The sequence below is a fragment of the Streptomyces acidicola genome, from assembly GCF_009377235.1.
In the GTDB taxonomy this organism is placed as follows: domain Bacteria; phylum Actinomycetota; class Actinomycetes; order Streptomycetales; family Streptomycetaceae; genus Streptomyces; species Streptomyces acidicola.
Genome location: NZ_VMNX01000129.1, coordinates 1 through 25,951 on the forward strand (window position 1 = coordinate 1; position 25,951 = coordinate 25,951).

At 70.8% G+C, this 25,951-nt stretch carries 24 protein-coding genes; 12 read left to right on the forward strand and 12 right to left on the reverse strand.

Annotated features, from left to right (window positions below; genetic code table 11):
- Positions 1-149 precede the first annotated feature (149 nt).
- Together FPZ41_RS28260 and FPZ41_RS28270 are read right to left on the reverse strand one after the other, a co-directional pair.
- Positions 150-674 (reverse strand): EamA/RhaT family transporter, encoded by a 525-nt coding sequence (locus FPZ41_RS28260; protein ID WP_407698827.1) that lies wholly within the window; start codon positions 672-674, stop codon positions 150-152.
- A 251-nt stretch (positions 675-925) separates the two neighbouring features.
- Complete coding sequence (locus FPZ41_RS28270; RefSeq protein WP_152866490.1) at positions 926-1,297, reverse strand: SH3 domain-containing protein; 372 nt, start codon at positions 1,295-1,297, stop codon at positions 926-928.
- Positions 1,298-1,475: 178 nt separating this feature from the next.
- Between FPZ41_RS28270 and FPZ41_RS28275 the strand changes: the two genes are divergently transcribed.
- The gene (locus FPZ41_RS28275; RefSeq protein ID WP_152866491.1) at positions 1,476-3,830 is read left to right on the forward strand and encodes a serine/threonine-protein kinase; all 2,355 of its coding nucleotides are present in this window, start codon (positions 1,476-1,478) and stop codon (positions 3,828-3,830) included.
- Positions 3,831-3,889: 59 nt separating this feature from the next.
- Here FPZ41_RS28275 and ilvD read toward each other — a convergent pair whose 3' ends face one another.
- The 4 genes from ilvD to FPZ41_RS28295 form a co-directional block, all read right to left on the reverse strand.
- Complete coding sequence (gene ilvD / locus FPZ41_RS28280; RefSeq protein WP_152866492.1) at positions 3,890-5,743, reverse strand: dihydroxy-acid dehydratase; 1,854 nt, start codon at positions 5,741-5,743, stop codon at positions 3,890-3,892.
- A gap of 231 nt (positions 5,744-5,974) precedes the next feature.
- On the reverse strand, positions 5,975-6,589 hold the full coding sequence (locus tag FPZ41_RS28285; RefSeq protein WP_131567319.1) for a TetR/AcrR family transcriptional regulator: 615 nt from the start codon (positions 6,587-6,589) through the stop codon (positions 5,975-5,977).
- On the reverse strand, positions 6,586-7,410 hold the full coding sequence (locus FPZ41_RS28290) for a sugar phosphate isomerase/epimerase family protein (protein WP_322620835.1): 825 nt from the start codon (positions 7,408-7,410) through the stop codon (positions 6,586-6,588). The genes FPZ41_RS28285 and FPZ41_RS28290 overlap by 4 nt, the downstream gene beginning before the upstream one ends.
- 378 nt (positions 7,411-7,788) lie before the next feature.
- Positions 7,789-8,721 (reverse strand): Ppx/GppA phosphatase family protein, encoded by a 933-nt coding sequence (locus tag FPZ41_RS28295; RefSeq protein ID WP_152866493.1) that lies wholly within the window; start codon positions 8,719-8,721, stop codon positions 7,789-7,791.
- Positions 8,722-8,791: 70 nt separating this feature from the next.
- Between FPZ41_RS28295 and FPZ41_RS28300 the strand changes: the two genes are divergently transcribed.
- Entirely contained in the window at positions 8,792-9,730 is a 939-nt protein-coding gene (locus tag FPZ41_RS28300; protein WP_322620836.1) for a hypothetical protein, read from the forward strand.
- A 173-nt stretch (positions 9,731-9,903) separates the two neighbouring features.
- Here FPZ41_RS28300 and FPZ41_RS28305 read toward each other — a convergent pair whose 3' ends face one another.
- Entirely contained in the window at positions 9,904-11,667 is a 1,764-nt protein-coding gene (locus FPZ41_RS28305; protein WP_152866494.1) for a BACON domain-containing protein, read from the reverse strand.
- Positions 11,668-11,877: 210 nt separating this feature from the next.
- Between FPZ41_RS28305 and radA the strand changes: the two genes are divergently transcribed.
- The gene (gene radA / locus FPZ41_RS28310) at positions 11,878-13,287 is read left to right on the forward strand and encodes a DNA repair protein RadA (RefSeq protein WP_152866495.1); all 1,410 of its coding nucleotides are present in this window, start codon (positions 11,878-11,880) and stop codon (positions 13,285-13,287) included.
- 81 nt (positions 13,288-13,368) lie between these two features.
- Positions 13,369-14,493 (forward strand): DNA integrity scanning diadenylate cyclase DisA, encoded by a 1,125-nt coding sequence (disA, locus tag FPZ41_RS28315; protein ID WP_322620837.1) that lies wholly within the window; start codon positions 13,369-13,371, stop codon positions 14,491-14,493.
- Between the two features lie 279 nt (positions 14,494-14,772).
- Here the strand turns inward: disA and FPZ41_RS28320 are convergent, their stop codons facing one another.
- Positions 14,773-15,615 carry a hypothetical protein gene (locus FPZ41_RS28320; protein ID WP_322620838.1) on the reverse strand — a complete coding sequence of 281 codons (843 nt, stop codon included), beginning with the start codon at positions 15,613-15,615 and terminating at the stop codon, positions 14,773-14,775.
- 191 nt (positions 15,616-15,806) lie between these two features.
- On the opposite strand from FPZ41_RS28320, the gene FPZ41_RS28325 reads away from it, so the two are divergent.
- From FPZ41_RS28325 to cseC, 5 genes are all read left to right on the forward strand, one after another.
- A complete protein-coding gene (locus FPZ41_RS28325; protein ID WP_152866497.1) occupies positions 15,807-16,736 on the forward strand; it encodes an HhH-GPD family protein in 930 nt (309 codons plus the stop codon).
- A 431-nt stretch (positions 16,737-17,167) separates the two neighbouring features.
- Positions 17,168-17,719 (forward strand): SigE family RNA polymerase sigma factor, encoded by a 552-nt coding sequence (locus FPZ41_RS28330; RefSeq protein ID WP_131567291.1) that lies wholly within the window; start codon positions 17,168-17,170, stop codon positions 17,717-17,719.
- The gene (locus FPZ41_RS28335; protein WP_152866498.1) at positions 17,707-18,414 is read left to right on the forward strand and encodes a hypothetical protein; all 708 of its coding nucleotides are present in this window, start codon (positions 17,707-17,709) and stop codon (positions 18,412-18,414) included. The genes FPZ41_RS28330 and FPZ41_RS28335 overlap by 13 nt, the downstream gene beginning before the upstream one ends.
- Before the next feature lie 9 nt (positions 18,415-18,423).
- Positions 18,424-19,131 (forward strand): two-component system response regulator CseB, encoded by a 708-nt coding sequence (gene cseB / locus FPZ41_RS28340; protein WP_152866499.1) that lies wholly within the window; start codon positions 18,424-18,426, stop codon positions 19,129-19,131.
- Between the two features lie 81 nt (positions 19,132-19,212).
- Positions 19,213-20,601 (forward strand): two-component system sensor histidine kinase CseC, encoded by a 1,389-nt coding sequence (gene cseC, locus FPZ41_RS28345; RefSeq protein WP_407698828.1) that lies wholly within the window; start codon positions 19,213-19,215, stop codon positions 20,599-20,601.
- Positions 20,602-20,661: 60 nt separating this feature from the next.
- On the opposite strand, the gene FPZ41_RS28350 is transcribed toward cseC, so the two are convergent.
- The 3 genes from FPZ41_RS28350 to FPZ41_RS28360 form a co-directional block, all read right to left on the reverse strand.
- Complete coding sequence (locus tag FPZ41_RS28350; RefSeq protein ID WP_152866509.1) at positions 20,662-21,111, reverse strand: VOC family protein; 450 nt, start codon at positions 21,109-21,111, stop codon at positions 20,662-20,664.
- Between the two features lie 96 nt (positions 21,112-21,207).
- A complete protein-coding gene (locus tag FPZ41_RS28355) occupies positions 21,208-21,660 on the reverse strand; it encodes a helix-turn-helix transcriptional regulator (protein WP_152866500.1) in 453 nt (150 codons plus the stop codon).
- Positions 21,661-21,804: 144 nt separating this feature from the next.
- Positions 21,805-23,421: an MDR family MFS transporter gene (locus FPZ41_RS28360; protein ID WP_152866501.1), complete on the reverse strand. Its 1,617-nt coding sequence runs from the start codon at positions 23,419-23,421 to the stop codon at positions 21,805-21,807.
- A 239-nt stretch (positions 23,422-23,660) separates the two neighbouring features.
- Here FPZ41_RS28360 and FPZ41_RS28365 point away from each other — a divergent pair, with 239 nt between their 5' ends.
- A complete protein-coding gene (locus FPZ41_RS28365) occupies positions 23,661-24,245 on the forward strand; it encodes a TetR/AcrR family transcriptional regulator (protein WP_152866510.1) in 585 nt (194 codons plus the stop codon).
- A 14-nt stretch (positions 24,246-24,259) separates the two neighbouring features.
- Here the strand turns inward: FPZ41_RS28365 and FPZ41_RS28370 are convergent, their stop codons facing one another.
- Positions 24,260-24,646, reverse strand: a complete 387-nt coding sequence (locus FPZ41_RS28370; RefSeq protein WP_152866502.1) for an ATP-binding protein — start codon at positions 24,644-24,646, stop codon at positions 24,260-24,262.
- 277 nt (positions 24,647-24,923) lie between these two features.
- On the opposite strand from FPZ41_RS28370, the gene FPZ41_RS28375 reads away from it, so the two are divergent.
- Together FPZ41_RS28375 and FPZ41_RS28380 are read left to right on the forward strand one after the other, a co-directional pair.
- The gene (locus tag FPZ41_RS28375) at positions 24,924-25,826 is read left to right on the forward strand and encodes a helix-turn-helix domain-containing protein (protein WP_152866503.1); all 903 of its coding nucleotides are present in this window, start codon (positions 24,924-24,926) and stop codon (positions 25,824-25,826) included.
- On the forward strand, positions 25,823-25,951 hold a 129-nt coding region (locus tag FPZ41_RS28380; RefSeq protein ID WP_152866504.1), incomplete at its 3' end, for a DUF397 domain-containing protein. The genes FPZ41_RS28375 and FPZ41_RS28380, both read left to right, overlap by 4 nt.

Consider the following 25,951-nt stretch of genomic DNA (forward strand, 5'->3'; position numbering starts at 1 on the left):
GGCTTGGGCCAGGGAGTGTGCCGGGTGAGGGGGGAGGCGGTGCTGGCGGCCGGTGGGTCGATCATGTGCGGGTGAGGTGTCGGACCGGGAGGGTGTGACAGTTCGGGACCGGCCGGCCACTGCACCGGACTACCGACCGCCGCACCGGACTAACCGCGGCGTCGGCGGGCCGGGTTGCCTGTGCGGCGGGTTGTGCGGCGGTCGTACTGGGTGCGGGCCTTCTCGTACTCCTCGCGGTGGAGCTTCTCGCCGGGGGCCTCGGCGAGGGAGCGGAAGAAGTAGGCGAGGAGGGAGCCGACGAAGCCGATGGTCATGAGGCCGCGCAGGGAGGCCTGGCGGTCGGGGTCGGGGCGCTTGGTGAACGCGCCCCAGGTGTGGCCGAAGGCCAGCGCGCTGCACGCCGCGAACATCACCACGATGAGCAGGCTGACCCAGCCGCCCACGGCCGCGATCTGCAGTCCCTGGTAGGCCAGCCGGAGCACCACACAGGCGGCCGCGGCCGCGGCGAGCGAGCCGGCGGACACCGCCACGCGACGGGCCCGGTAGCCGTCGTCGTGGTTGAGCCAGGTCGTCCCGAAGAACCGGATGGGTTCGGGGCGCGGGCCCTTGGGGGTCGCCGTGGTGGGGTTCGCTGGAGTGCCGTTGGCCGCTATGCCGCTCTGCTCGTCGCTCACGCCGCAATTATGGCTGCGGTTATGGAGGCGGTCTCCGCTGGGCCCGCAGCCGCTCCGGGTGACTCCGCCGGCTGTCGCACCACGACGTCGGAAGGGCCGTGCCCGCGTTTGTTGCGCGGGCACGGCCCGAGTCGGGCCCAGCCGAGCCGCGTCCAGCCGAACCGTTGGTCCGAGAGCCGTGCCGTACACGGTCGGCTCTCACCTCAGCGTGGCTCGTGACGCTCATGAGGCTCACGAGCCTCTCGCCGGCCTTATGCGCAGCGCGGTGCCACGTAGCCGCTGCTGCCCGTGTACACGTACGCGTCCGAGATGTAGTCGCCGTCGGCGATGTTGTCCCAGATGTTCGTCGTGCCGTACGGGCCGCTGATCCTTTCGCCGGGACGCTGGCAGTAGATCGGGACCCTGGCGCCCTCGGGCAGGACGCGGACGATGCTGTAGTTGGTGCCCGGGCCGCTGCGGACGTTGAGACGGACGCCCGGTGCGACCGAGTAGTAGCGAACAGCCGCGGCCACGGTGGCCGTCGTGACGGCCTCCAAGCCTTCTCGGTCTTCGGTGACTTCCGTGACTTCTGTGTCTGCTGTGCCTTCTCTGCCTTCTGTCTCCTGGACACGGTCAACAGACATGCATACCTCCCCCGTTAAGCCCATGATCGCCATGGGATCGCGATGATTCCCCTAAATCCGGCCACGCACACATGTGCGCTCTTCGCATGCCGAGGCTAGCAAGCCGCCTCTGACTCGTACGAGTCATCGACTAGGCTCGGGCGTCGCGCGTGCGGACGAACAGCACGGGGGTGAGTCGATGACGCCACAGACGAACGCCGGAACGGGCACGGAAGCGGAACTTCCCGAGTACGCCGGCCAGTACCGCCTGGAGTCGCGTCTGGGCTCGGGCGGCATGGGTGTCGTCCATCTGGCCAGTTCGGCCTCCGGGCTGCGGCTGGCGGTCAAGGTGGTGCACGCCGAGTTCGCCAAGGATCCGGAGTTCCGGGGGCGGTTCCGGCAGGAGGTCGGCGCCGCGCGGAGGGTGAGCGGTGCCTTCACCGCGCCCGTCGTCGACGCCGATCCGGAGGCCGAACTCCCCTGGATGGCCACCCTCTTCATTCCCGGGCCGACGCTCGCGGATCATGTGAAGCGGAACGGTCCGATGCCTCCGGCCCAGCTGCGCCGGCTCATGGCCGGGCTGGCGGAGGCGCTGCGTGACATCCATCGGGTCGGGGTCGTCCACCGGGACCTGAAGCCCAGCAACGTACTGCTCGCCGAGGACGGTCCCAAGGTCATCGACTTCGGCATTTCCCGGCCGAAGGACAGCGAACTGCGGACCGAGACCGGGAAGTTGATCGGTACTCCGCCGTTCATGGCGCCCGAGCAGTTCCGTCGCCCGAGGGAGGTCGGGCCCGCGGCCGACATCTTCGCGCTGGGCTCGGTGATGGTGCACGCGTCGACGGGGCGCGGGCCGTTCGACTCCGACAGCCCGTACGTGGTCGCGTACCAGGTCGTGCACGACGAGCCGGACATCACCGGCGTACCGGAGAACCTCGCGCCGCTCGTCCTGCGCTGTCTCGCCAAGGAGCCCGAGGACCGGCCCACGCCGGACGAGTTGATGCGCGAACTCCGGTCCGCGGCCTCCCTGTACGACACCCAGTCCTTCATACCGGCCCAGCGGGCGGACACCGCGGTCGCGTCGGCGGATGGTGCGGTTGCCACCGGCGGCGACGCGTCGAAGCGGGAGGGCGGGCCGTACGCCCCCAACCGCCCCTGGGAAAGCCTGTCCGAGAGGGCCGAGAGGGCCGAGAGGGCCGAGAGGGCCGAGACGGCCGGGCCGACCGAGCCGGCTGATTCGGCTGATTCGGCTGATTCGGCTGATTCGGCTGATTCGGCTGATTCGGCTGATTCGGCTGATTCGGCTGAGCCAGCCGACGCGACCGCCGCCCCTCGTCTGCGTAGACGTGCGCTCCTTGCCGCAGGAGCCCTGGTCCTCACCGTGGGCGTGGCGCTCGGTTCGGTTCAGTTGCTCGGTGGCGGTGCCGCCGGGCAGAGGGAGGGTGCTCCCCCGGCCGCATCCGCCTCGGCGGGTGTGAAGCCCTGGGACACCAGGCCCGCGTCCGAGAAGCCCGCGTCCACAAAGGGCGGCTCCACGGCCGGCGGGGCCGAGGCCGGAAGTACGCCTCAGTGCTCGTACGGGGAGGGGAAGCTGCTCTGCGCGCAGCCGGGGCTGGTCTCCGCTCTCGACCCGGCCGACGGCAGCGTGCTGTGGCGGCACACCCCGGCCAAGGGGGAGGTGACCGGGCAGCCTGTCGTGTCGGGCGGGCTGGTGCACGTGTGGGCGGGCGGTGACCAGCGTCTGGAGGCGCTCGACCCCGGCTCGGGCAGGACACGCTGGGAAAAGGACGTATCCGCGTACGACAGCATGCGTTCCGTGGGCGGCATGGTGCTGCTCGGCTCCGCCGACGGCACGGTCACCGGTCTGGACGGCGCGACCGGCGAGAGGAAGTGGAGCCACCCGATCCAGGGGCACAGCGACGCGTTGGTCACCTCGTTCGACGGGGATCGCCTGGCCTATCTGGCGACCACGGCCGTCGACGGGTCGAGTACGCGGGTCACCGCGGTGGATCCGGTCACGGGTGACGTGCGGTGGGACGCGCGGCTGAAGGGCTTCCTGCAGCCCGTCGGCAGCGAGGACGGGCGCGTCTACTTCCTCGCCGTCGACAGCGTGTACCAGGACACGAACGCCGTCGTCCGCTACGACCCGGAGACCGGGAAGTCGCTCCGGGTGCGCCTGCCGGTGCAGAGCCAGCAGGCCGCCGCCACCGTGCACGGCGACACGGTGTTCCTCGTGGGCACCGGTGGGTCGCTCGTGGCCGTCGACATGGGCGCGCGGAAGCAGCGGTGGAGCCTGGAGACCTCCGTGAGCCGGGGTTCCGTGCCCGTCGCGGACGGCGAGCGCGTGTACTTCATGGCCCCCGACGGGCGGCTGCTGGCCGTGGACGCCGGCACGGGCAAGCTCCTGGGGCAGACATCGCCACGGCTCGGCGAGCACTCCGACCGGGTGTCGGCCGCGCTGCCCGGGCCCGTGGTCGCCGGCGACCTGGTCTGCGCGGGCGCACCCGACGGAACGGTGTTCGCGGTGGACCGGGGCGACCCCTCAGGTTGGTGACATGCGCAGGGGGCCGCTCCCGAAGGAACGGCCCCCTGCGCGAGCGGAGGACGTACGCGTCAGCCCAGCTTCGTCACGTCCCGCACCGCGCCCTTGTCGGCGCTCGTGGCCATCGCGGCGTAGGCGCGGAGGGCGGCGGAGACCTTGCGGTCGCGGTTCTTGGGGACGTACGCGCCGTTCAGGGCCTGCTCGCGGCGGGACAGTTCGGCGTCGTCCACGAGGAGCTCGATCGTACGGTTCGGGATGTCGATGCGGATGCGGTCGCCGTCCTCGACGAGCGCGATCGTGCCGCCGGACGCCGCCTCCGGGGAGGCGTGGCCGATGGACAGGCCCGAGGTGCCGCCGGAGAAGCGGCCGTCCGTGATCAGGGCGCACGCCTTGCCGAGGCCGCGGCCCTTCAGGTACGAGGTCGGGTAGAGCATCTCCTGCATGCCGGGGCCGCCCTTGGGGCCCTCGTAGCGGATGACGACGACGTCGCCCTCCTTGACCTGCTGGGTGAGGATTTTCTGGACGGCCTCCTCCTGCGACTCGCAGACCACCGCCGGGCCCTCGAACGTCCAGATCGACTCGTCGACGCCGGCCGTCTTCACCACGCAGCCGTCGACGGCCAGGTTGCCCTTGAGGACGGCCAGGCCGCCGTCCTTGGAGTACGCGTGCTCCACGGAGCGGATGCAGCCGTCCTCGGCGTCCTCGTCCAGGGCCTCCCAGCGCTCGGACTGGGAGAAGGCCTCGGCGGAGCGGACGCAGCCCGGGGCCGCGTGCCACAGCTCGACCGCCTCGGGCGAGGGAGACCCGCCGCGCACGTCCCAGGTCTTCAGCCAGTCCGCCAGGGACGGGCTGTGCACGGAGTGCACGTCCTCGTTGAGCAGGCCCCCGCGGTGCAGCTCGCCGAGCAGGGCGGGGATGCCGCCGGCGCGGTGCACGTCCTCCATGTAGTACGTGCGCGACCTGGCGACGTTCGGGGCGACCTTGGCGAGGCAGGGCACCCGGCGCGAGACCGCGTCGATCTCGTTCAGGCCGAAGGGGACCTCCGCCTCCTGGGCCGCGGCCAGCAGGTGCAGGATCGTGTTGGTGGAGCCGCCCATGGCGATGTCGAGGGCCATGGCGTTCTCGAAGGCCGCGAAGGTGGCGATCGAGCGCGGCAGGACCGACTCGTCGTCCTGCTCGTAGTAGCGGCGGGTGATGTCCATGACCGTGCGGGCCGCGTCCTCGTACAGCGCCTTGCGGGCCGTGTGGGTGGCCAGGACCGAGCCGTTGCCGGGGAGGGAGAGGCCGATCGCCTCGGTCAGGCAGTTCATCGAGTTGGCGGTGAACATGCCGGAGCAGGAGCCGCAGGTCGGACAGGCGTTCTCCTCGATGCGGAGGATGTCCTCGTCCGAGACCTTGTCGTTCACGGCGTCGGAGATCGCGTCGACCAGGTCGAGCGTGCGGACGGTGCCGTCGACGAGCGTGGCGCGGCCGGACTCCATGGGGCCGCCGGAGACGAAGACCGTGGGGATGTTCAGCCGCAGGGCGGCGTTCAGCATGCCCGGGGTGATCTTGTCGCAGTTGGAGATGCAGATCAGGGCGTCGGCGCAGTGGGCCTCGACCATGTACTCCACGCTGTCGGCGATCAGGTCGCGGGAGGGCAGCGAGTACAGCATGCCGCCGTGGCCCATCGCGATGCCGTCGTCGACCGCGATCGTGTTGAACTCGCGCGGGATGCCACCCGCCTCACGGATGGCCTCGGAGACGATCCGGCCGACCGGCTGGAGGTGGGTGTGGCCCGGCACGAACTCGGTGAAGGAGTTGGCCACCGCGATGATCGGCTTCCGCCCGATGTCCGCGCCCGGTACCCCGGAGGCCCGCATAAGGGCACGGGCGCCCGCCATGTTGCGGCCGTGGGTGACTGTGCGGGACCTCAGCTCGGGCATCGCGCTCGCTCCTTTGAGACTGCGATCAGAGACTTCTGATGAGAGTCTGACTGTTGCCGAGCCTACGCCCGTGAACCAAGGGGTGGACACGCTGTCCGGAATGCGGGATGTGTGTCTCGGAGGGCGGTGCCCGGGCGGGGGCGGCGCCGACTCGGGGTTGAGCGCTTAAGGGCGGGGCTGCGGGCTCAGGGTCGGGGCTGGGGCTGCGGGCTCAGCGTCGGGGCTGAGGACTCACGGCCCCGTCAGGTGCGCCTGCACCACCGGTGCCACCCGCGCGATGATCTGCTCCGGGTCCGCCGACGCCAGCGGGTCGATCCTGATGATGTACCGCAGCATGGCGATGCCCACGAGCTGCGCGGCGGCGAGTTCGGCGCGGATCTCGGCGTCCGGGACGTCCAGGCGGCCCGCGATGCGGCGCAGCAGCTGCGCGGCGATGATGCGGCGGAACACGGCGGCCGCGGTCTCGTTGTTCACAGCGGAACGAACGATCGCGAGGAGAGGCGTACGGGTCGCCGGGGTCTCCCAGATGCCGAAGAAGAACCGGGTCAGCCGCTCACCGACGCTGTCGAGAGGACCCTCCTCGACCGCCTTGGGGGCGCCCAGGGCGGGTGCGACGGCGATCGAGATGGCCGCCTCGAAGACCTGCTCCTTGGTGCCGAAGTAGTGGTGGACGAGCGCCGAGTCCACCCCGGCGGCCTTGGCGATACCGCGCACCGACGTCTTGTCGTAGCCGCGCTCGGAGAACTCCTCACGGGCCGCTTCGAGGATGCGGTCGCGGGCGGCCGGGGCGTCGGCCGACTCCGTACGGGAGGGCCGTCCCCTGCGGCGGGGCGTGGCCGCGGTCACGGCCGCGGCACCTTCACTGCCGAGGCGAGATGCAGCCGGGTGAAGGCGAGGGCCTCCGCCAGGTCGGCCTCGCGCTCGGCGCCGGACATCGCGCGGCGGGTGTTGACCTCGATGACCACGTGACCGTCGAAGCCGGTGTGCGCGAGGCACTCCAGCACCTCGGCGCAGGGCTGGGTGCCGCGGCCGGGGACCAGGTGCTCGTCCTTGTTGGAGCCGCCCCCGTCGGCGAGGTGGACGTGACCGAGGCGGTCGCCCATGCGGTCGAGCATCTGGAGGGCGTCGGTACGGGCCGTCGCGGCGTGGCTGAGGTCGATCGTGAAGTGACGGTAGTCGTCCCGCGTGACGTCCCAGTCGGGGGCGTAGGCGAGCATCTCGCGGTCGCGGTAGCGCCAGGGGTACATGTTCTCGACGGCGAACCGTACGTCCGTCTCGTTCGCCATGCGCCAGATCCCGGTGATGAAGTCACGGGCGTACTGGCGCTGCCAGCGGAAGGGCGGGTGGACGACGACGGTGCCGGCGCCGAGCTTCTCGGCGGCGGCCTGGGCGCGCTGGAGCTTGATCCAGGGGTCGGTGGACCACACGCGCTGGGTGATCAGCAGGCAGGGGGCGTGGACGGCCAGGATCGGGATCTGGTGGTAGTCGCTGAGGCGGCGCAGGGCCTCGATGTCCTGGCTGACCGGGTCGGTCCACACCATGACCTCGACTCCGTCGTACCCGAGGCGCGCGGCGATCTCGAAAGCCGTCGCTGTCGACTCCGGATAGACGGAGGCCGTGGACAGCGCGACCTTCGCATCCGGGATGCGCACCACTGGTTCTGCCACGGGGACAGATTACGGGGTGGTCTCGGTCTGTGGGCCGGGGAGGTGGGATGCCCTGTGCGTCCGGCGGCTGGGCTGGGGGTGCCTGTGCCCGGTTGGGCGCTTCTCCGTGGGCGGGTGCGGGACGCCTCCGACGGTGGGGCCGAGGCGCGTTCCCGCCGTCGTGGACTTCACCGTGGGCGGGTGCGGGACGCCTCCGACGGTGGGGCCGAGGCGCGTTCCCGCCGTCGTGGACTTCACCGTGGGCGGGTGCGGGACGCCTCCGACGGTGGGGCCGAGGCGCGTTCCCGCCGTCGTGGACTTCACCGTGGGCGGGTGCGGGGTGTCTGCGGCTGGGCGCGCAGTTCCCCGCGCCCCTTTGGGGCGCGGCCCCTGCCCTCTCTATGACGAACCCATGTGATCCAGTCGCCGCAGGATCACGCCCTCGCGCAGTGCCCAGGGGCAGACCTCCAGGTTTTCCACGCCGAAGAGGTCCATGGCGCCCTCGGCGACCAGGGCGCCCGCGAGGAGCTGGCCGGCGCGGCCCTCGGAGACCCCGGGGAGGTCCGCGCGCTGGGCGGCGGTCATCCCGGCGAGCTGCGGCACCCATGCCTCCAGGGAACCCCGCTTCAGCTCGCGCTGGACGTAGAGACCCTCGGCGGAGCGGGCGGCGCCGGCCAGCCGGGCCAGTTGTTTGAAGGTCTTCGACGTGGCGACCACGTGGTCGGGGGCGCCGAAGCGGCTGAACTCCCCCACCGTACGGGCGATCTCCGCCCGCACATGGCGGCGGAGCGCCCTTATGTCCGCCGGGTCGGGCGGGTCTCCCGGCAGCCATCCGGCCGTCAGCCGGCCCGCGCCGAGCGGTAGCGACACCGCTCGCTCCGGCTCCTCGTCCATGCCGTACGCGATCTCCAGGGAGCCGCCCCCGATGTCCAGGACCAGCAGCTTGCCCGCCGACCAGCCGTACCAGCGGCGTACGGCCAGGAAGGTCAGGCGGGCCTCCTCCTCGCCGGTCAGGACCGTCAGCTCGACGCCCGTCTCCTCGCGCACGCGCGCGAGGACGTCGTCCGCGTTGCTGGCCTCGCGCACGGCGGACGTGGCGAACGGCAGCACGGACTCGACACCCTTGTCCTCGGCGGCCTGCAGCGCCTCCTGGACGACGCCTATCAGGCTCTCGACCCCCTCGGGGCCGATCGCCCCGCTGCCGTCGAGGAGTTGAGCGAGCCGCAGCTCGGTTTTGTGCGAATGCGCGGGCAGCGGGCGCGCGCCTGGGTGTGCATCCACGACCAGTAGATGCACCGTGTTCGAACCCACGTCGAGGACACCGAGTCTCATGTACGGAACGCTACTGCCCGCGGGAGCCCGCGCAGTCCTCGTTGTCGCCGCGTGGTCTTACTCTGGACGCGTGCCAAAGACGAAAAAGGCGAAGAACGACAAGGCGGCCAAGCCGACCAAGCCGACCAAAGCGGCCAAGCCGACCAAGGCCGCCGAATCCGCCAAGGGTTCTTCGCAGGCGGAGCCTGCCACATCCACGAACCCAGGGAAGGGCGCCCCGTACGCCCCGGAGCCCGACGAGAAGGGGCTCGACTTCGCGCGCGCGTGGGTGGAGTTCCCCGACCCCGCGGACGACGAGCAGGTCTTCCGCTGCGACCTGACCTGGCTGACCTCCCGCTGGAACTGCGTCTTCGGAAGCGGCTGCCAGGGCATCCAGGCGGGCCGCGCGGACGACGGCTGCTGCACGCTGGGCGCCCACTTCTCGGAGGAGGACGACGAGAAGCGGGTGGCCGAACACGTGGCGAGGCTCACACCCGAGATCTGGCAGCACCACGACGTGGGCACGAAGACCGGCTGGGTCTCCGAGGACGAGGACGGGGAGCGCCAGACGCGCCCGTACCAGGGCTCGTGCATCTTCCAGAACCGGCCGGGCTTCCCGGGCGGCGCGGGTTGCTCGCTGCACATCCTGGCGCTCAAGGAGGGCCGCGAGCCCCTGGAGACCAAGCCGGATGTCTGCTGGCAGCTGCCGATCCGGCGGACGTACGAGTGGATCGACCGGCCCGACGACACCCGGGTGCTCCAGGTCTCCATCGGCGAGTACGACCGGCGCGGCTGGGGCCCGGGCGGGCACGACCTCCACTGGTGGTGCACATCGGCGACCTCGGCGCACGGAGCGGGCGACCCGGTGTACGTCTCGTACCGTCCGGAGCTGGTCGAACTGATGGGCAAGGCGGGGTACGACCGGTTGGCCGAGCTCTGCGAGGAGCGCCTGGCGTCGCGGCTGCCGCTGTTGGCCCCGCATCCGGCGGATCCGGTGGATGCGGTGGATGCGGTGGATCCGGCGGACTGAGGGGGCTGCGCCCCTAAGGGGCGCGGGGCTGTATCAATGTGCGGCTCCGCCGCGATGGGGGTCCCCCCGCTCGAGCGCAGCCGAGAGTGGGGGAGCGACCAGCCACGGAAGACCGGCACTCCGCACGCCACAGCAACCCGGCAGACGCTTCCGTCCGCTTCGGCCGCTTCCGGCTACCCCTCAGAGGGACTCGCTTCGCCACTGCCACTGGGCGCCAGGGTCGATCCTTCGGGGCCCGAGGAGCCCGGGTCCGGGCTACCCGGGTCCGACGGGTTCGGATCCGACGGGCTCGGGTCCGAGGGAGATGGGTCCGACGGGGACGGCGTAGGCGTCGGATCCGCCGACCCCGGGTCGCTGGGCGTGGGGTCGGGCGCGGACGTCGGAGGAGGGGAACTCGGCGTGGGCCGCGGCCCGGGCGTGGTGGGCCGCGGAGGGCGGCTCGGCAGCGGAGCGCTCCCGTACCCCTGGATGGAGACGACGTCCCGGGTGGGCCCGATGGACACCCGTGCGCTCCAGTACCCGGCCGGCTCGCGCAGATGGTCGACGTACACCTTGATCGTCAGCGATTCGCCGGGGGCGAGGGTTCCCGAGGACTGGCTGAGGTAGAGCCAGTTCTGGCCGGTGTGCGCGGACCAGTGGACCGGTGAGTTCCCGGACGCGGTCAGGGTGATGAGCGTGGTGTCGCCACGGCCGGTGGCCTGCACCGTGAGTGTTCCGGCGCCCTTTCCGGGGGTGCTGACGACTTCCACGGAGACGTCGGAGGCGTGCTTGCCCGGTCGGTCGTAGCGGGCGTCCGGCCGGGCGCTGGCGTTGCCGGCGTTCTCGTACTCGCCCGTTTCCTCGCCTGCGAGCCCGTCGGCGCCGTGGCTCTCGCGCGCGGCGGCGGTGCGGTCGCCGCCGCCCTCGCCGGTCGGGGGCGCCCCCCGGTAGGCGGCCCAGAGGGCGAGGACGGGCGCGGCGACGACGGTGGCGACGACGGTCGTCGTCACGGCACGCGCGCGCAGGCGGTCGCGGCGGGCCGCGCGGTCCCGGGGGTCCATGGGAAAGCCGCGCCGGTCGAAGCGCGGGGCACCGCCACGCGCGCGTGTGAGGTGGGCCATCGCCGAGTGCAGGGCCGCGCGCGGGGCCTCGAGTACGGGGAGCGCGGCGGGTGTGACGCTGGTGCCGGGCCAGCGGCCGGGGGTGGCGCGCTCGGCGGTGCGGCGGCAGTGGGGGCAGTCGTCGACATGCCGGACGAGCTCGCGGCGCAGGGTGGCGCTGAGGACCAGCTGGTGGTCGCCGGTGAGCCGAGCGACGCTGGGGCAGCCTCCGGTCTCGACGACGGCGAGGGCGGCCCGGGTGCGTTCCACCTCGCAGGCGGCGGAGGCGAGCAGTTCGCGTGCGGCGGCGGGGGCCTGGCCGATGACGGCGGCGACCTCCTGGGCGGCGAGCTGGTGGCGTACGGCGAGTTCGAGGGCCTCGCGCTGCTCGGGTGTCGTGCCGGCGGCCTCGGGCCAGGCGAGCAGGGTGAGTTCGCGCTGCCGCTGTGCCTGGAGTTCCGCGGGGAGGCCGGGTGCGGGCTTCTGAGCGCGCTGATTCTCGGCGCCGTGGCGGCCGGAGGCATGCACGCCCTGACGTTTCTGCTTGGCCTCGGCCAGTTTGCGCAGACAGGCCCAGCGGGCCAGCGCGTACAGCCAGGCCCGGCGGTCGTCCGGGGCGTCGGGGCCCCGGCGGCGCTCGGCGAGGGCGAGGCCGTCGGCCAGGGCGGCGGTCGCCGTGTCGTGGTCGCACAGGACGGACAGGCAGTAGGTGAACAGGCCGTCCAGGTAAGGCTCGTAGGGCTCGTGGCGGGCGGGCGGGCGCTGCGTCCGGGTGCGCGTGGCCGCCCGGTCCTGTGCCTCGCGGTGCGCTCGGTGTGCGCCGGCGGTGCGGGTGGAGATCTGCGGGGTGCTGCTCATCACCCATGGGACCGTATGCGGCGGGCAATGGTCCCTTCTTCCTCCTTGCGCACATTTAATCCATACGGGTGAAACGATCCCTCATAAGGGGACAGGAACGCCTGATTCCGCCGCTCACACCCGGTCGGGTGGGCCAGAACGCGGGGCCCGGGGCCGCGGCCCTCGTGAAGCGGGGCCGCGCTGTCAGTGGGCTCCGTTACGGTTTCGCCCATGGCTGCCCGTACCAAGACCACCAAGGACCGGCCGTCCTACCGCTGCACCGAGTGCGGCTGGCAGACGGCCAAGTGGCTCGGCCGCTGCCCCGAATGCCAGGCATGGGGGACGGTCGAGGAGTACGGCACGCCCGCGGTCCGTACGACGGCACCGGGCCGCGTCACGACGTCCGCGGTGCCGATCGGCCAGGTCGACGGGCGCCAGGCCACCGCCCGCACCACCGGCGTGCCCGAGCTGGACCGCGTCCTCGGCGGCGGACTCGTCCCCGGAGCCGTCGTCCTCCTCGCGGGCGAGCCCGGGGTCGGCAAGTCCACGCTGCTGCTGGACGTGGCGGCCAAGGCGGCGGGCGGCGACCACCGCACGCTGTACGTCACGGGCGAGGAGTCGGCGAGCCAGGTCCGGCTGCGCGCCGACCGCATCGGCGCCATCCACGACGACCTCTACCTCGCGGCGGAGACCGACCTGGCCGCCGTGCTGGGCCACTTGGACGCGGTGAAGCCGTCGCTGCTGATCCTCGACTCGGTGCAGACCGTGGCGTCCCCGGAGATCGACGGGGCCCCCGGCGGCATGGCCCAGGTCCGCGAGGTCGCCGGAGCCCTGATCCGCGCCTCCAAGGAGCGCGGTATGGCCACCCTCCTTGTGGGCCACGTCACGAAGGACGGCGCGATCGCGGGTCCGCGCCTGCTGGAGCACCTCGTGGACGTGGTGCTGCACTTCGAGGGCGACCGGCACGCGCGCCTGCGGCTCGTACGAGGCGTCAAGAACCGCTACGGGGCGACGGACGAGGTCGGCTGCTTCGAGCTGCACGACGAGGGCATCACAGGGCTGGCCGACCCCAGCGGTCTGTTCCTGACGCGGCGCGACGAGCCGGTGCCCGGCACCTGCCTCACCGTGACGCTGGAGGGCCGCCGCCCGCTGGTGGCCGAAGTCCAGGCGCTCACGGTCGACTCGCAGATCCCCTCCCCGCGTCGTACGACCTCCGGCCTGGAGACCTCCCGTGTCTCGATGATGCTCGCCGTCCTGGAGCAGCGCGGCCGGATCAGCGCTCTGGGCAAAAGGGACATCTACTCCGCGACAGTTGGCGGCGTGAGGCTCTCGGAACCGGCCGCGGACCTCGCGATCGCGCTCGCGCTGGCGTCGGCCGCGAGTGACACCCCGCTGCCCAAGAACCTCGTCGCGATCGGCGAGGTGGGCCTCGCGGGCGAGGTGAGACGCGTCACGGGCGTCCAGCGGCGCCTCGCCGAAGCCCACCGCCTCGGCTTCACGCACGCCCTCGTGCCGGGCGATCCCGGCAAGATTCCGCCGGGCATGAAGGTCCTGGAAGTGGCCGACATGGGGGACGCGCTGAGAGTCCTCCCGCGCTCCCGTCGCCGGGACGCCCCACGGGAGGCGGAGGACCGCCGGTAGACTTTGCCCAGGTCTCGCCCGTCCGTACGAACCAGGTGTGCGAAACGGGAGCGCCCCAGAACCTGCGACCGGAGGAGTGCAGTGGCAGCCAACGACCGGGTGGCAGCTCCCGGAAAGTCCGGTGGGAGTGCCGGTTCCGATGGCCTGATGCGCACCTCTCTGAGCGCTGTGGCGCCGGGTACGGCCATGCGCGACGGACTGGAGCGGGTACTCCGCGGCAACACCGGCGGACTCATCGTGCTCGGCTCCGACAGGACCGTCGAGGCACTGTGTACCGGCGGCTTCGTCCTGGATGTCGAGTTCACGGCGACCCGTCTGAGGGAGCTGTGCAAGCTCGACGGCGGCATCGTGCTGTCCTCGGACCTGTCGAAGATTTTGCGGGCCGGCGTGCAGCTGGTGCCCGACCCGACGATCCCGACCGAGGAGACGGGCACCCGGCACCGCACGGCGGACCGCGTCTCCCGGCAGGTGGGCTTCCCGGTCGTCTCGGTCTCCCAGTCCATGCGGCTCATCGCGCTGTACGTCGACGGTCAGCGCCGCGTCCTGGAGGACTCGGGGGCGATCCTCTCCCGCGCCAACCAGGCCCTCGCGACCCTGGAGCGGTACAAGCTCCGCCTGGACGAGGTCGCGGGCACGCTCTCCGCCCTGGAGATCGAGGACCTCGTGACGGTCCGCGACGTCTCGGCGGTGGCGCAGCGGCTGGAGATGGTGCGCCGCATCGCCACGGAGATCGCCGAGTACGTGGTGGAGCTGGGCACGGACGGACGTCTCCTCGCCCTGCAGCTGGACGAGTTGATCGCGGGCGTGGAGCCGGAGCGCGAGCTGGTGGTCCGGGACTACGTCCCCGAGCCGACGGCCAAACGCTCCCGTACGGTCGACGAGGCCCTCGCCGAGCTGGACGCGCTCACACACGCGGAGCTGCTCGAACTGTCCACGGTGGCCAAGGCGTTGGGCTACACGGGCTCCCCCGAGGGGATGGACTCCGCCGTGTCACCGCGCGGTTTCCGGCTGCTGGCCAAGGTGCCGAGGCTGCCGGGCGCGATCATCGACCGGCTGGTGGAGCACTTCGGCGGCCTGCAGAAGCTGCTCGCCGCGAGCGTGGACGACCTCCAGACGGTCGACGGCGTCGGCGAGGCGCGGGCGCGCAGCGTACGGGAGGGGCTGTCGCGGCTGGCGGAGTCGTCGATTCTTGAGAGGTACGTCTAGGGGTCTTGGGCTCAGCGTCTCAGATTGGCTTAGGGATCCCCAGTCTTGCTCAGGGATGTGAGCCAATCGCCTTCGTGCCCTGGTGCCGAACGGCGGGAGCCGTCAGCCCTCGTGACACGTCCCTCCGGACGCTGGTCGGTGAGGTCTCGCGATCTCACCGAGGAGGGTGCCCGACGTCGCCTGGGCGCCGGGCGTGCGCGTGACAGCCTGCCACGGAATCACTACGGACCGCTAATCCGACTGATGAGCCTGAGGCTCGCCTGGTTCGCTCTAGTCCCTCTAGTCCTTCGCCAGGACGAACGACGTCTGCGCCTTCGCCAGCCCCGGAGCCTTCGCCTCCACCAGGTACGTACCCGCGGTGGCCGAACCGCTGGGCGGAGTCTCGCAGTTGGGGGAGCTGGGCTTGCGGTCCCACGCGACGGTGTAGGTGGCGCTGCCCTCGGCGCGCACGCGGAAGGTGAGGCTGCCGGCGCTCTGCGGGCAGTCGGCGGAGGACCAGATCTCGTCGTCGCCGTCGGCCTGAGTGATCGTCACCACGGCTTTCGTCGGGCCGAGATCGACCTTGCAGTCGCTGCCCGAGGAGTTCCGGGCGATCAACTCGAAGGTGGGCTTCTCATCGTGCTCGTACGTGTTCTTGGCGCTGCGCACCGTCAACTTCACCGCCTCGGCGGTGCAGTTGGGCAGGCTCGACCCGGCCGGGACCTGATCGCCGGAGGCGCCGCCTTCCCCGCCGCTGCCGTCGCCGTTGGAGCCACCGCCCGAACCACTGCTCGATCCGGAGCCGCCCACGTCCCCCGAGCCGGAGCCGTCGTTCGAGTTGCCCGAGCCGTCCGAGCCGTCACCGGAACCAGAACTGTCGCCTCCGCTTCCGGGCGACTCGTCGCGCCCGCCGGGGGCTTGGCTGATCGCGGGCCCGGAACCGGTGGGGCCCGGTGTGATCGAGGGCGCGGGGTTCTTGCCGTCGGACCCGTTCGCAGTGTCCTTGCCGTTCCCGCCGCTGCTGGCGACGACGACCCAGGTGGCGAGCAGCGCCAACAGGGCGAGGACGGTCAGCAGAACAGCCCTCCGTCGCCAGTAAATGGAGGAGGGAAGCGGCCCGACCGGATTGCGCAAAGATCCCACGCCGCAAACTGTACGAGAGATCCGCCACTTACCTTGCCCCACCCCGCCGCCCCCGCACTACTTTCTCCGGATCATCATCCTGGATACAGCGCCTCGCGGGTGCTCTCAGTCCTCAGGAAGGCGACCACGACCCACCCACCGCAACCCGATACGCACACTCCGCCACCTCTGCATGGCAGGATCGAAGTGCCATGACTGCACCCACGCACACCCCGAGCTCCCACACCCCCACCATGCCGACGTCCGCCGGATGCACCCTTCACGAGCCGGTCATCGACTGGTTCGAAGCACACGCCCGTGACCTGCCGTGGCGGCGGCCCGAGGCCGGGTCCTGGGGGGTGATGGTCAGTGAGTTCATGCTGCAGCAGACCCCCGTCAACCGCGTCCTGCCCGTCTACGAGCAGTGGTTGGCCCGCTGGCCCCGCCCCGCCGACCTCGCCAAGGAGGCACCCGGAGAGGCCGTACGCGCCTGGGGCCGCCTCGGTTACCCGCGGCGCGCCCTCCGGTTGCACGGCGCCGCGGTCGCCATAACGGAACGGCACGGCGGCGACGTACCGACGGAGCACGCGCAGTTGCTCGCGCTGCCCGGCATCGGGGAGTACACGGCCGCCGCTGTCGCGTCGTTCGCGTACGGGCAGCGGCACGCCGTCCTCGACACCAACGTCCGTCGCGTCCTCGCCCGCGCGGTCACCGGCGTGCAGTACCCGCCCAACGCGACGACCGCCGCCGAGCGCAGGCTCGCCCGCGAACTGCTGCCCGACGACGAGCGCACCGCCTCCCGTTGGGCCGCCGCCAGCATGGAGCTCGGCGCCCTGGTGTGCACGGCGAAGAACGAGACGTGCCAGCGCTGCCCGATCGCCGCGCAGTGCGCGTGGCGGCTCGCCGGGAAGCCCGCGCACGAGGGTCCGGCTCGCCGCGGTCAGACGTACGCCGGCACCGACCGTCAGGTCCGCGGCAAGCTCCTCGCCGTACTGCGGGAGGCGCTCGCGCCCGTGCCGCAGGCCGTACTCGACCGTGTGTGGGACGAGCCCGTGCAGCGCGCCCGCGCCCTCGACGGCCTGGTCTCCGACGGACTGGTCGAGCCCCTGCCGGGTGGCCTGTACCGCCTGCCTCTGACCTGATCACCTGATCACCTGATCGCGGGGGCTGACCGCCTCGCCGTGATCACGGCGACCGTCTGGGCCCGGTGATGGCGACCGCCTCGTAACGACGGCGGTCGCCCCCGTATGCGCTCACGCCCACTCAGGTCCCGCCTCGGTCCCGCCCTCAGCCGTGTCACAGCGCTCTGCTCACCGACACACAACGCCGCCCCGGCAAATCACCTCATACTCCCCCCAAAGGGCCCTCCTCTTTAGCCCGGCCCTACTTCCGTTACACAACCGACGGACAGCCGAGCGTTCTCCGCAGGCTCTCTCGGACAGCCCCGTGACAACGGCTCCGTAGCTTCATTGCCGTACCGCAGAAACACACGCGAAGCGGTACGGCGACAAGCGACAGCGACCGGCGGCGGGCAGGGGCACGGGCCGGGACACGGGGAACGGAGGCGGTTGGAATGGCGCACGGCGAGGTGCTCGAATTCGAGGAGTACGTCCGCACTCGGCAGGACGCGCTGCTGCGCAGCGCCCGCCGACTGGTTCCGGACCCGGTCGACGCACAGGACCTGCTGCAGACGGCTCTCGCGCGTACGTACGGTCGCTGGGACGGCATCGCGGACAAGCGGCTCGCGGACGCCTACCTCCGCCGCGTGATGATCAACACCCGGACCGAGTGGTGGCGGGCCCGCAAGCTGGAGGAGGTGCCGACCGAGCAGCTCCCGGACGCCTCCGTCGACGACCCCACCGAGCAGCACGCGGACCGCGCCCTGCTGATGGATGTGATGAAGGTGCTCGCTCCCAAGCAACGCAGCGTCGTGGTGCTGCGACACTGGGAGCAGATGTCCACGGAGGAGACGGCCGCAGCCCTCGGAATGTCGGCCGGAACGGTCAAGAGCACGCTGCACCGGGCGCTGGCCCGGCTCCGCGAGGAGCTGGAGAGCCGGGACCAAGCAGAACGCGCCGCCCGCGCGCTCGAACCCATTAAGGAGCGGGAGCGTTGCGCGGCCTGAGCAACCGGCCGGGGCCCGACGGCACCGGCCAGGCCCTGAAGGCGGTGATCACGGCAGTGGCCGTGATCACCGCCCTCGGGCTTTTCGTCGCCGCCTGCGGCACCGGCGGCACCGGTGCCCGCGACGAGGGCCCGGCGGGCAACGACTCACGGGCCAAGGGCACCGCATCGCCCTCCGCCTCGCCCACCGAGAGCCGCGAGACCACGGCTCAGGTGGTCGAACTGGTCAGGGCGGACCCCAGGGTCGGCAAAGCGGTCAAGCGGGATCTCCATCCGTGCGTGGCCGACGAGTACCCGGTCGACGTGTCGTACGGCAAACTGACCGGCGGATCCGCCAACGACATCGTGGTCAACGTGATGACCTGCGGGGACGCTGTCGGTGTCGCCTCGTACGTGTACCGGGCGAAGCGCAGCGGCTACGAGAACGTCTTCAGGGCCGAGGAGCCCCCGGTGTACGCGGAGATCGACCGGGGCGCCCTGGTGGTGACCCAGCAGCTGTACGGCAAGGGCGACCCGGTCGAGTTCCCGTCCAGCGAGGAAGTGATCACCTACCGCTGGAGCATGAACCGCTTCGCGGAAGAATCCCGTACGCACAACGACTACAGCGGCGCGGTGGACGATACGGACCCCTCGGAGCCGGTCCCGGTGCCCACGGTGGCGCCCGCAGAGACACTGAAGCCGACAGAGAGCAACTGAGGGCAACGGATGGCAGAGCAGACCCACGTCCTGTTCGTCGAGGACGACGACGTCATCCGCGAGGCCACCCAACTCGCGCTGGAGCGGGACGGCTTCGCGGTCACCGCCGTGCCCGACGGACTGGCCGGCCTGGACGCGTTCCGCGCCGACCGCCCCGACATCGCGCTGCTGGACGTGATGCTGCCGGGCCTGGACGGGGTCAGTCTCTGCCGGCGCATCCGGGACGAGTCGACCGTTCCCGTGATCATGCTGTCGGCCCGGGCCGACTCCATTGACGTCGTCCTGGGCCTGGAGGCGGGCGCCGACGACTACGTGACCAAACCGTTCGACGGTGCCGTGCTGGTCGCGCGCATCCGGGCGGTACTGCGCCGGTTCGGGCACGCGAGCGGCGGCGCGGTCAAAGGGGACGGCCATGGGCCGGGCGCGGTCGGTGGCGTCCTGTCCTTCGGTGAGCTGGAGGTCGACACCGAGGGCATGGAGGTACGGCGGTCCGGGCAGCCGGTGGCGTTGACGCCGACCGAGATGCGGCTGCTGCTGGAGTTCTCCTCGGCGCCCGGCACGGTGCTGTCCCGTGACAAGCTGCTCGAACGCGTGTGGGACTACGGCTGGGGCGGGGACACCCGGGTCGTGGACGTCCATGTGCAGCGGCTGCGGACGAAGATCGGACAGGACCGGATCGAGACCGTCCGCGGCTTCGGCTACAAGCTCAAGGCCTGAGCAGGGGTGACAGAGGTACAGAGGTTCAAAGGTACGGAGAGGTTCAGAGGTACAGAGGTGGGACGACCGGCAGGTGGCCCTGTGGGACGACCGACAGGCGGCCCTGTGGGACGACCGACAGGCGGCCCTGTGACACGGCTGGCAGGGCGGCTGACGCGCACCGGCTTCGGCCTGCGCACCGGTCTGCGCTGGAAGCTGAGCGCGGCGATCGCCCTGGTCGGCGCGCTGGTGGCGCTCGCGCTGAGCCTGGTCGTGCACAATGCGGCACGCGTGTCGATGCTGGACAACTCCCGCGACCTGGCGGACGAGCGGATCCAGGTCGCCCAGCGCATGTACGAGTCGGGACGCCAGCAGAACCCGGGGGCGTTCGGGGTGCGGGTCGACGACCCCACGATCCCGCAGGACCTGCTGGTGAAGGTGTCGGAGGGCCGGCGTGCCACGTACGTCGCCGACGGCCCGCACGGCGTGCCGGACATATGGGCCGCGGTGCCGCTCAAGGACGGCAGAGTGCTGTCGCTCCACACCCGGTTCACCGACCGCAGCGCCGATATCATGAAGGACCTCGACCAGGCCCTGGTCATCGGCTCGATCGCGGTCGTGTTCGGTGGCTGCGCGCTCGGTGTGCTCATCGGCGGCCAGATGTCGCGCCGGCTGCGCAAGGCGGCGTCGGCGGCGAACCAGGTCGCCAAGGGTGAGACCGACGTACGGGTCCGGGACGCGATCGGCGGTGTCGTACGCGACGAGACCGACGACCTCGCGCGGGCCGTGGACGCCATGGCGGACGCGCTCCAGCAGCGCATCGAGGCCGAGCGGAGGGTGACGGCGGACATCGCGCACGAACTGCGCACTCCGGTCACGGGCCTCCTGACGGCGGCGGAGCTCCTGCCTCCGGGGCGCCCCTCGGAGCTGGTCCGCGACCGTGCCCAGGCGATGCGCACGCTCGTGGAGGACGTCCTGGAGGTGGCCCGGCTCGACAGCGCCTCCGAGCGGGCCGAGTTGCAGGACATCATGCTGGGCGAGTTCGTGGCGCGGCGCGTCGCCGCGAAGGACGCGGACATCGCGGTACAGGTCGTCCACGAGTCGGAGGTCACGACGGACCCGCGCCGCCTGGAACGCGTCCTCTTCAACCTGCTGGCCAACGCGGCGAAGCACGGCAGGCCGCCGATCGAGGTCACGGTCGAGGGCCGTGTGATCCGGGTCCGCGACCACGGTCCCGGTTTCCCGGAGGACCTGCTGGCCGACGGCCCGCGCCGTTTCCGTACGGGCGCGTCCGACCGCGCGGGCCAGGGCCACGGCCTGGGCCTGACCATCGCGGCCGGTCAGGCCCGGGTGCTCGGCGCCCGCCTGACCTTCCGCAACGTACGCCCGGCCGGCGTACCCGAGGACGTGCCCGCCGAGGGGGCGGTGGCGGTGCTGTGGCTCCCCGAGCACGCCCCGACGAACACGGGCAGTTATCCGATGCTGCCGTAGCCCGGCGGGCCCGTGTCAGCCGGACCCCTCTCAGCCGGACGTCCCTCAGCCGGACGTCCCTCAGCCAGTTGCCCACTCCTTGTCGAAGTCGGGGCCGCCCTCGCGGCGCTGGGTGAAGGAGAACCAGTTCCCTGAGTCGTCCCGGAACAGGGCCTCGGTCCCGTACGGCCGCTCCTGGGGCTCCTGGAGGAACTCCACGCCCCGCTCCTTGAGCCTCTTGTAGTCCCCGTGGATGTCGTCCGTGGCGAGAACGCCGGCCCCCAGGGCCCCCTTGGCGACGAGCTTCCTGACCATCTCCCCGGACTCCGGGTCCATGGCGGGCGGCCCGGGCACCATCAGGGTCAGCTCGACGTCGGGCTGGTCCGGCACGCCGACGGTGAGCCAGCGCATGCCGCCGTCGCCCATGGTCATGTCGGTCCGCACCTCCAGGCCCAGCTTCTCCGTGTAGAACTCCTTGGCCCGGTCCTGGTCGAGAACCCAGATGGTCGAGATCGCGAGTCCCTTGATCATGACGTGCTCCTGCTCGTACGGGATGACGTGACTGAGGTGCGCGTACCCCTTCGCCCGGGGCATGTGTGCGCCCTGCCACGCTAGGCGGACCGCGCGTCAGCCCGCTTCTTCAGAATTGCTGCCTTGCCCGCTCTTCTCACAGGGCTCCTGACCGGGCTTCGCTCGCCACCCTCCGGCCCACAGCATCGCGTAGCACCCGGGGATCAGCGCGGCCCCACGGCCCACGTGCTTCGCCCGGTACTCGCTCGGGGTGAGGCCCGTCCAGGCCTTGAACCTGGCCGAGAAGGTGCCGAGGCTGCTGAACCCGACCAGGTGGCATATCTCCGTCACGGACAGGTTCGCGGTGCGCAGGAGGTCCTCGGCCCGGTCGATACGCCGGTGTGTGAGGTACTGCCCCGGCGTCTCCCCGTACGCCTCCTTGAAGGCCCGGATGAAGTGATACCGCGAGTACCCCGCACGCGCCGCGACCGCGTCCAGGTCGAGGCCGGGCTCGGCCCACTCCCGGTCCATCACGTCCTTGGCCAGCCGAAGCTGTCGCAGCCTGTCCATGCTCCCGATGCTGACACGCCCCACTGACACGCCCCACTGACACACCCCGCTGAGACGCCCCGCTGAGACGCCCCGCTGAGACGCTTCTCAGACGCCGGAGGGGCTGAGTACGTCACGTACTCAGCCCCTCCCTATTGCCGCCCCTCACACAGCCTCGGGGACCGCCTTCGCTCCCGCGGCCTCCCCGGCCGCGCCCTCGGAGGCCCCCGCGCCCTCACCCGGCTTCGGAGCCCCCGCCCCCCTGAGCGGAACCTCCTTCACGAACACGGCAGCCACGAGGGACAGCACAGCCACCCCGGCCCCCAGCAGGAACGCGGAGTGCGTCCCCCCGGACACCGCGTACTGGTACGCCTCCCGAGCCGCCTCCGGCAGCTTCGCCAGGCTCGCCGCGTCCAGCTGCGCCGACTGCTCGGTCACCTTGGACCCGAGGTCTCCGGCCCGCTCGGCCATGACGTCCTGCACCCGGCTGTTGAACAGCGCGCCCATGATCGCGACACCGAAGGACGACCCGAGCGTCCGGAAGAGGGTCGTCGACGACGAGGCGACACCCATGTCCTTCATCTCGACGCTGTTCTGCGCGACCAGCATGGTGATCTGCATCAGACACCCCATGCCCGCCCCGAGCACGGCCATGAAGAGCCCGGACGTCAGCCGCGACGTCCCCGTGTCCATCTGGGAGAGCAGGAAGAGCCCCGCCGTCATCAGCACGCTGCCGACCACCGGGAACACCTTGTACTTGCCGGTCCCCGTGGTCACCCGCCCCGCCACCATCGACACGGCGAGCATCGCACCCAGCATGGGCAGCAACAGCAGGCCCGAGTTGGTCGCGGACGCCCCCTGCACCGACTGCTGGTACAGCGGCAGGAACAGCACGGCCCCGAACATCACGAACCCGGTGATGAAACCGATCACCGACATCAGCGTGAAGTTCCGGCTCCTGAAGATGTGCAGCGGCATCACCGGCTCCGCCGCCCTGGTCTCCCAGAAGAGGAAGCCCACGAGCGAGACCACCCCGATCGCGGTCAGCTCCATGATCACGGCCGAGCCCCACGCGTACTCGGTCCCGCCCCACGTCGTGACGAGCACGATGGAGGTGATGCCCACGGTCAGAAGTGCGGCCCCGAGGAAGTCGATGCGCCGCCACGACCGGTTCTCGGTCTTCTTCGGCAGGTGCAGTACGGCGGTGACGGCGATCAGCGCGACCACGCCCAGCGGCAGGTTGATGTAGAACGACCAGCGCCATCCCCAGTGGTCGGTGATCGTGCCGCCCACCAGCGGCCCAAGGATCATGGCGAACGCCATCACGCCGGCCATCATCCCCTGGTACTTGCCGCGCTCGCGGGGCGGTATCAGGTCGCCGATGATCGCCATGACCCCGACCATGAGCCCGCCGGCGCCGAGCCCCTGAACGGCCCGGAACCCGATCAGCTGCCCCATGTCCTGGGCCATGCCGCTGAGCGCCGATCCGATCAGAAAGATCACGATCGAACTGAGGAAGGCTCCCTTGCGCCCGTACATGTCGCCGACCTTGCCCCAGATCGGGGTGGAGGCGGCCGTGGCGAGGGTGTACGCGGTGACGACCCACGACAGGTGCTCGAGCCCGCCCAGTTCGCCGACGATCGTCGGCATGGCCGTCCCGATGATCATGTTGTCGAGCATCGCGAGCAGCATCGCGATCATGAGGGCGAGCAGTACGACCCGTACGCTCCTCGGTTGTTCACCGCCCTCGGCCTTCTCCGCGTCCGTAACAGCGTCCGACATCGTCCGTCCCCATTTCCTGGATGCCGCCGACCCGACTGCTCAGCCCCCACTGGCATCCACTGACGCCCCCTGGCACTTACTTGTCGACCGGCTAGTTGACTACACTGAGGGAACGTAGACGCGGAACTAGCCGGTCGTCAAGTAAGTTTTCCCAGGCTTGACCGGCGGGGCCGTCGGGGAGCACAAGGAGTACGACGATGGGCGGCGGCACCATGGATGGCACGCAGGGCACGGGCGGCATGGGTGGCACGAAGCACCAGCGCCGGGGGGACACCCGCCAGCGCATCCAGGACGTGGCTCTGGAACTGTTCGCCGAACAGGGGTACGAAAAGACGTCGCTGCGCGAGATCGCCGAGCGGCTCGCCGTCACCAAGGCCGCCCTCTACTACCACTTCAAGACCAAGGAAGACATCCTCATCAGCCTGTTCCAGGACATGACCCGGCCGATGGACGAGCTGATCGTGTGGGCAAAGGAACAGCCGCACGGCCTCGTCACCAAGCAGGAGGTCCTCCGCCGCTACAGCGAGGCCCTGTCGACCGCGTCACCGCTCTTCCGCTTCATGCACGAGAACCAGGCGACCGTACGGGAGTTGAGCGTCGGCGAGTCGTTCAAGGACCGCATGGTGGTGATGATGGACATCATCAAGGAGCCGGACATGCCCCTGATCGACCAGGTCCGCTGCGTGAGCGCGCTCTTCACGATGCACGCGGGGATGTTCGCCCTCAAGGACGTCGAGGGCGACCCCGAGGAGAAGCGCAAGGCAGCCCTGGAGGTCGCGATCGACCTGGTGACGCAGGCACACGGTGGCGCCCGCGGCGCGTGAGCGTCCCGCAATCCCTACGGCGCCTCTGCGGCCAGCCAGAACCAAACGCCTTTTCCGTCACGGACCTTGGTCACACCGAACCCGTGCGCCAGCGCCTCCACCAGGACGAGCCCGCGTCCGCCCTCGGCGTCCACACCTCCCGAGCACCGCGCGGGCACGGAACGGCTCCCGTCATACACAGCCACTCGCACGCCACCCCGCTCGATGGTGGTTCTGAGGTGGACCTCGCCCCGGACATGCTGATGCACGTTGGTCACCAACTCGGAGGTGCACAGGGCGGCCGTATCGGCGAGCGCCCCGTGCCCGAGGGTCTCCAGCGTGGAACGTACGAAGTCCCGGCAGACCTTCGGCGAGGTCACGACGGCGGGAGTGAACAGGGTGTAGGTGAGCGGATTTTCCATGGCTGACGCCTCCAGGGCGCGGAGCAACTCGATGAACGGTGAAGGTGAATCCCGGAGCCCTCGTCGACGTCGGCACGGCCAGCCGATCCGGCGGTGCACTTCCGCGACGCGGCGCGCGTGCGTATACGTCGACAGCGAGGCTTCCGGCATCTCTGCGTGAGCGTCGCCTCACACAACGTAGATACAACTCAGCACGTTAGCAACCTGCTTAGCTAGATCGGTGGACCCGGTCCGGCCAAGACGGCAAACTGGCCCCGAACTTCAGGGAGGCCCACACTTGGCCCTACGGCTGCACATCACCGAACGTCAGCGACGACTCGGCATCGAACTGCGCAAGCTCCGCGAAGCCGCTGGCCTGAACCTCGCCGACGCTGCCGCACTCATCGACATGGGGCGTCCGCACCTGAATCACATCGAGGCCGCCCGCACCGCCATCCCCGCAGAACGCCTCCGCGAACTGGCGCGCGGGTACGGGTGCACAAGTGCTCCGTACATTGACGCGCTGGTGCGCATGGCGGAGAGCAACGGCAAGGGCTGGTGGTCCGAGTACCGGAAGGTCATGCCTGCCCGCGCGATCGACCTTGCGGAGTTGGAGGACAGCACCACCGAGATCGCGAGCTACGAGACGCTGCTGATCCCCGGCCTGTTGCAGACCGAGCCGTACATGCGGGCCCTCTTCGAGTCCGCTCGGCCGGATGCGACGACGGTTGAGATCGACACGCTCGTCCGATTCCGACTCGCACGTCAGCGCATCCACACCGGCGAACGTCCGCCCCGTCTGCACGCCATCATTCATGAGGCGGCCCTGCACATGGTGATCGGCGGTCCTCACATCATGCGCGGCCAGTTGGCACACCTGATCCGCGCCGCCGCCCACCAGCATGTGACGATCCAGGTGCTCCCGTTCGACCGGGCCCATCACACCTGGGTCAGCGCTCCGTTCCTGTTCCTCAGCCCAGGTGTGCCGGGCTTGGAGACGGTGTTCATCGAGCACCCGGCCGCAGCCCTCAACCTCCACGAGGCCCAGGACCTGGACCACTACCGCGCCGCCGTCGACACCCTGGCGCGCAACGCCCTCCCCTCGATCGTGCCCGCGGCCTCACCCGACCGTCACGAGGAGCGCGACTCCTGGGGCCTCGTCCAGCACGTGCTGTACACCCATCGAGGAGCACTCCGATGACCGAACTCACCTGGCAGAAGTCGTCGTTCAGCGAAGCCGGAGGCGCCAACTGCCTTTACGTGGCCGCCGCCCCCACCGGCCCCGTCCACCTCCGCGAAAGCGACCACCCCGACACCACCCTCACC

Coding starts and splice junctions, on each gene's coding strand:
- FPZ41_RS28270 (WP_152866490.1), bottom strand. CDS start 1,297: ATGTCTGTTGACCGTGTCCAGGAGACAGAAGGCAGAGAAGGCACAGCA.
- FPZ41_RS28275 (WP_152866491.1), top strand. CDS start 1,476: ATGACGCCACAGACGAACGCCGGAACGGGCACGGAAGCGGAACTTCCC.
- ilvD (WP_152866492.1), bottom strand. CDS start 5,743: ATGCCCGAGCTGAGGTCCCGCACAGTCACCCACGGCCGCAACATGGCG.
- FPZ41_RS28295 (WP_152866493.1), bottom strand. CDS start 8,721: ATGAGACTCGGTGTCCTCGACGTGGGTTCGAACACGGTGCATCTACTG.
- FPZ41_RS28305 (WP_152866494.1), bottom strand. CDS start 11,667: ATGAGCAGCACCCCGCAGATCTCCACCCGCACCGCCGGCGCACACCGA.
- radA (WP_152866495.1), top strand. CDS start 11,878: ATGGCTGCCCGTACCAAGACCACCAAGGACCGGCCGTCCTACCGCTGC.
- FPZ41_RS28325 (WP_152866497.1), top strand. CDS start 15,807: ATGACTGCACCCACGCACACCCCGAGCTCCCACACCCCCACCATGCCG.
- FPZ41_RS28330 (WP_131567291.1), top strand. CDS start 17,168: ATGGCGCACGGCGAGGTGCTCGAATTCGAGGAGTACGTCCGCACTCGG.
- cseB (WP_152866499.1), top strand. CDS start 18,424: ATGGCAGAGCAGACCCACGTCCTGTTCGTCGAGGACGACGACGTCATC.
- FPZ41_RS28350 (WP_152866509.1), bottom strand. CDS start 21,111: ATGATCAAGGGACTCGCGATCTCGACCATCTGGGTTCTCGACCAGGAC.
- FPZ41_RS28355 (WP_152866500.1), bottom strand. CDS start 21,660: ATGGACAGGCTGCGACAGCTTCGGCTGGCCAAGGACGTGATGGACCGG.
- FPZ41_RS28360 (WP_152866501.1), bottom strand. CDS start 23,421: ATGTCGGACGCTGTTACGGACGCGGAGAAGGCCGAGGGCGGTGAACAA.
- FPZ41_RS28365 (WP_152866510.1), top strand. CDS start 23,661: ATGGGTGGCACGAAGCACCAGCGCCGGGGGGACACCCGCCAGCGCATC.
- FPZ41_RS28370 (WP_152866502.1), bottom strand. CDS start 24,646: ATGGAAAATCCGCTCACCTACACCCTGTTCACTCCCGCCGTCGTGACC.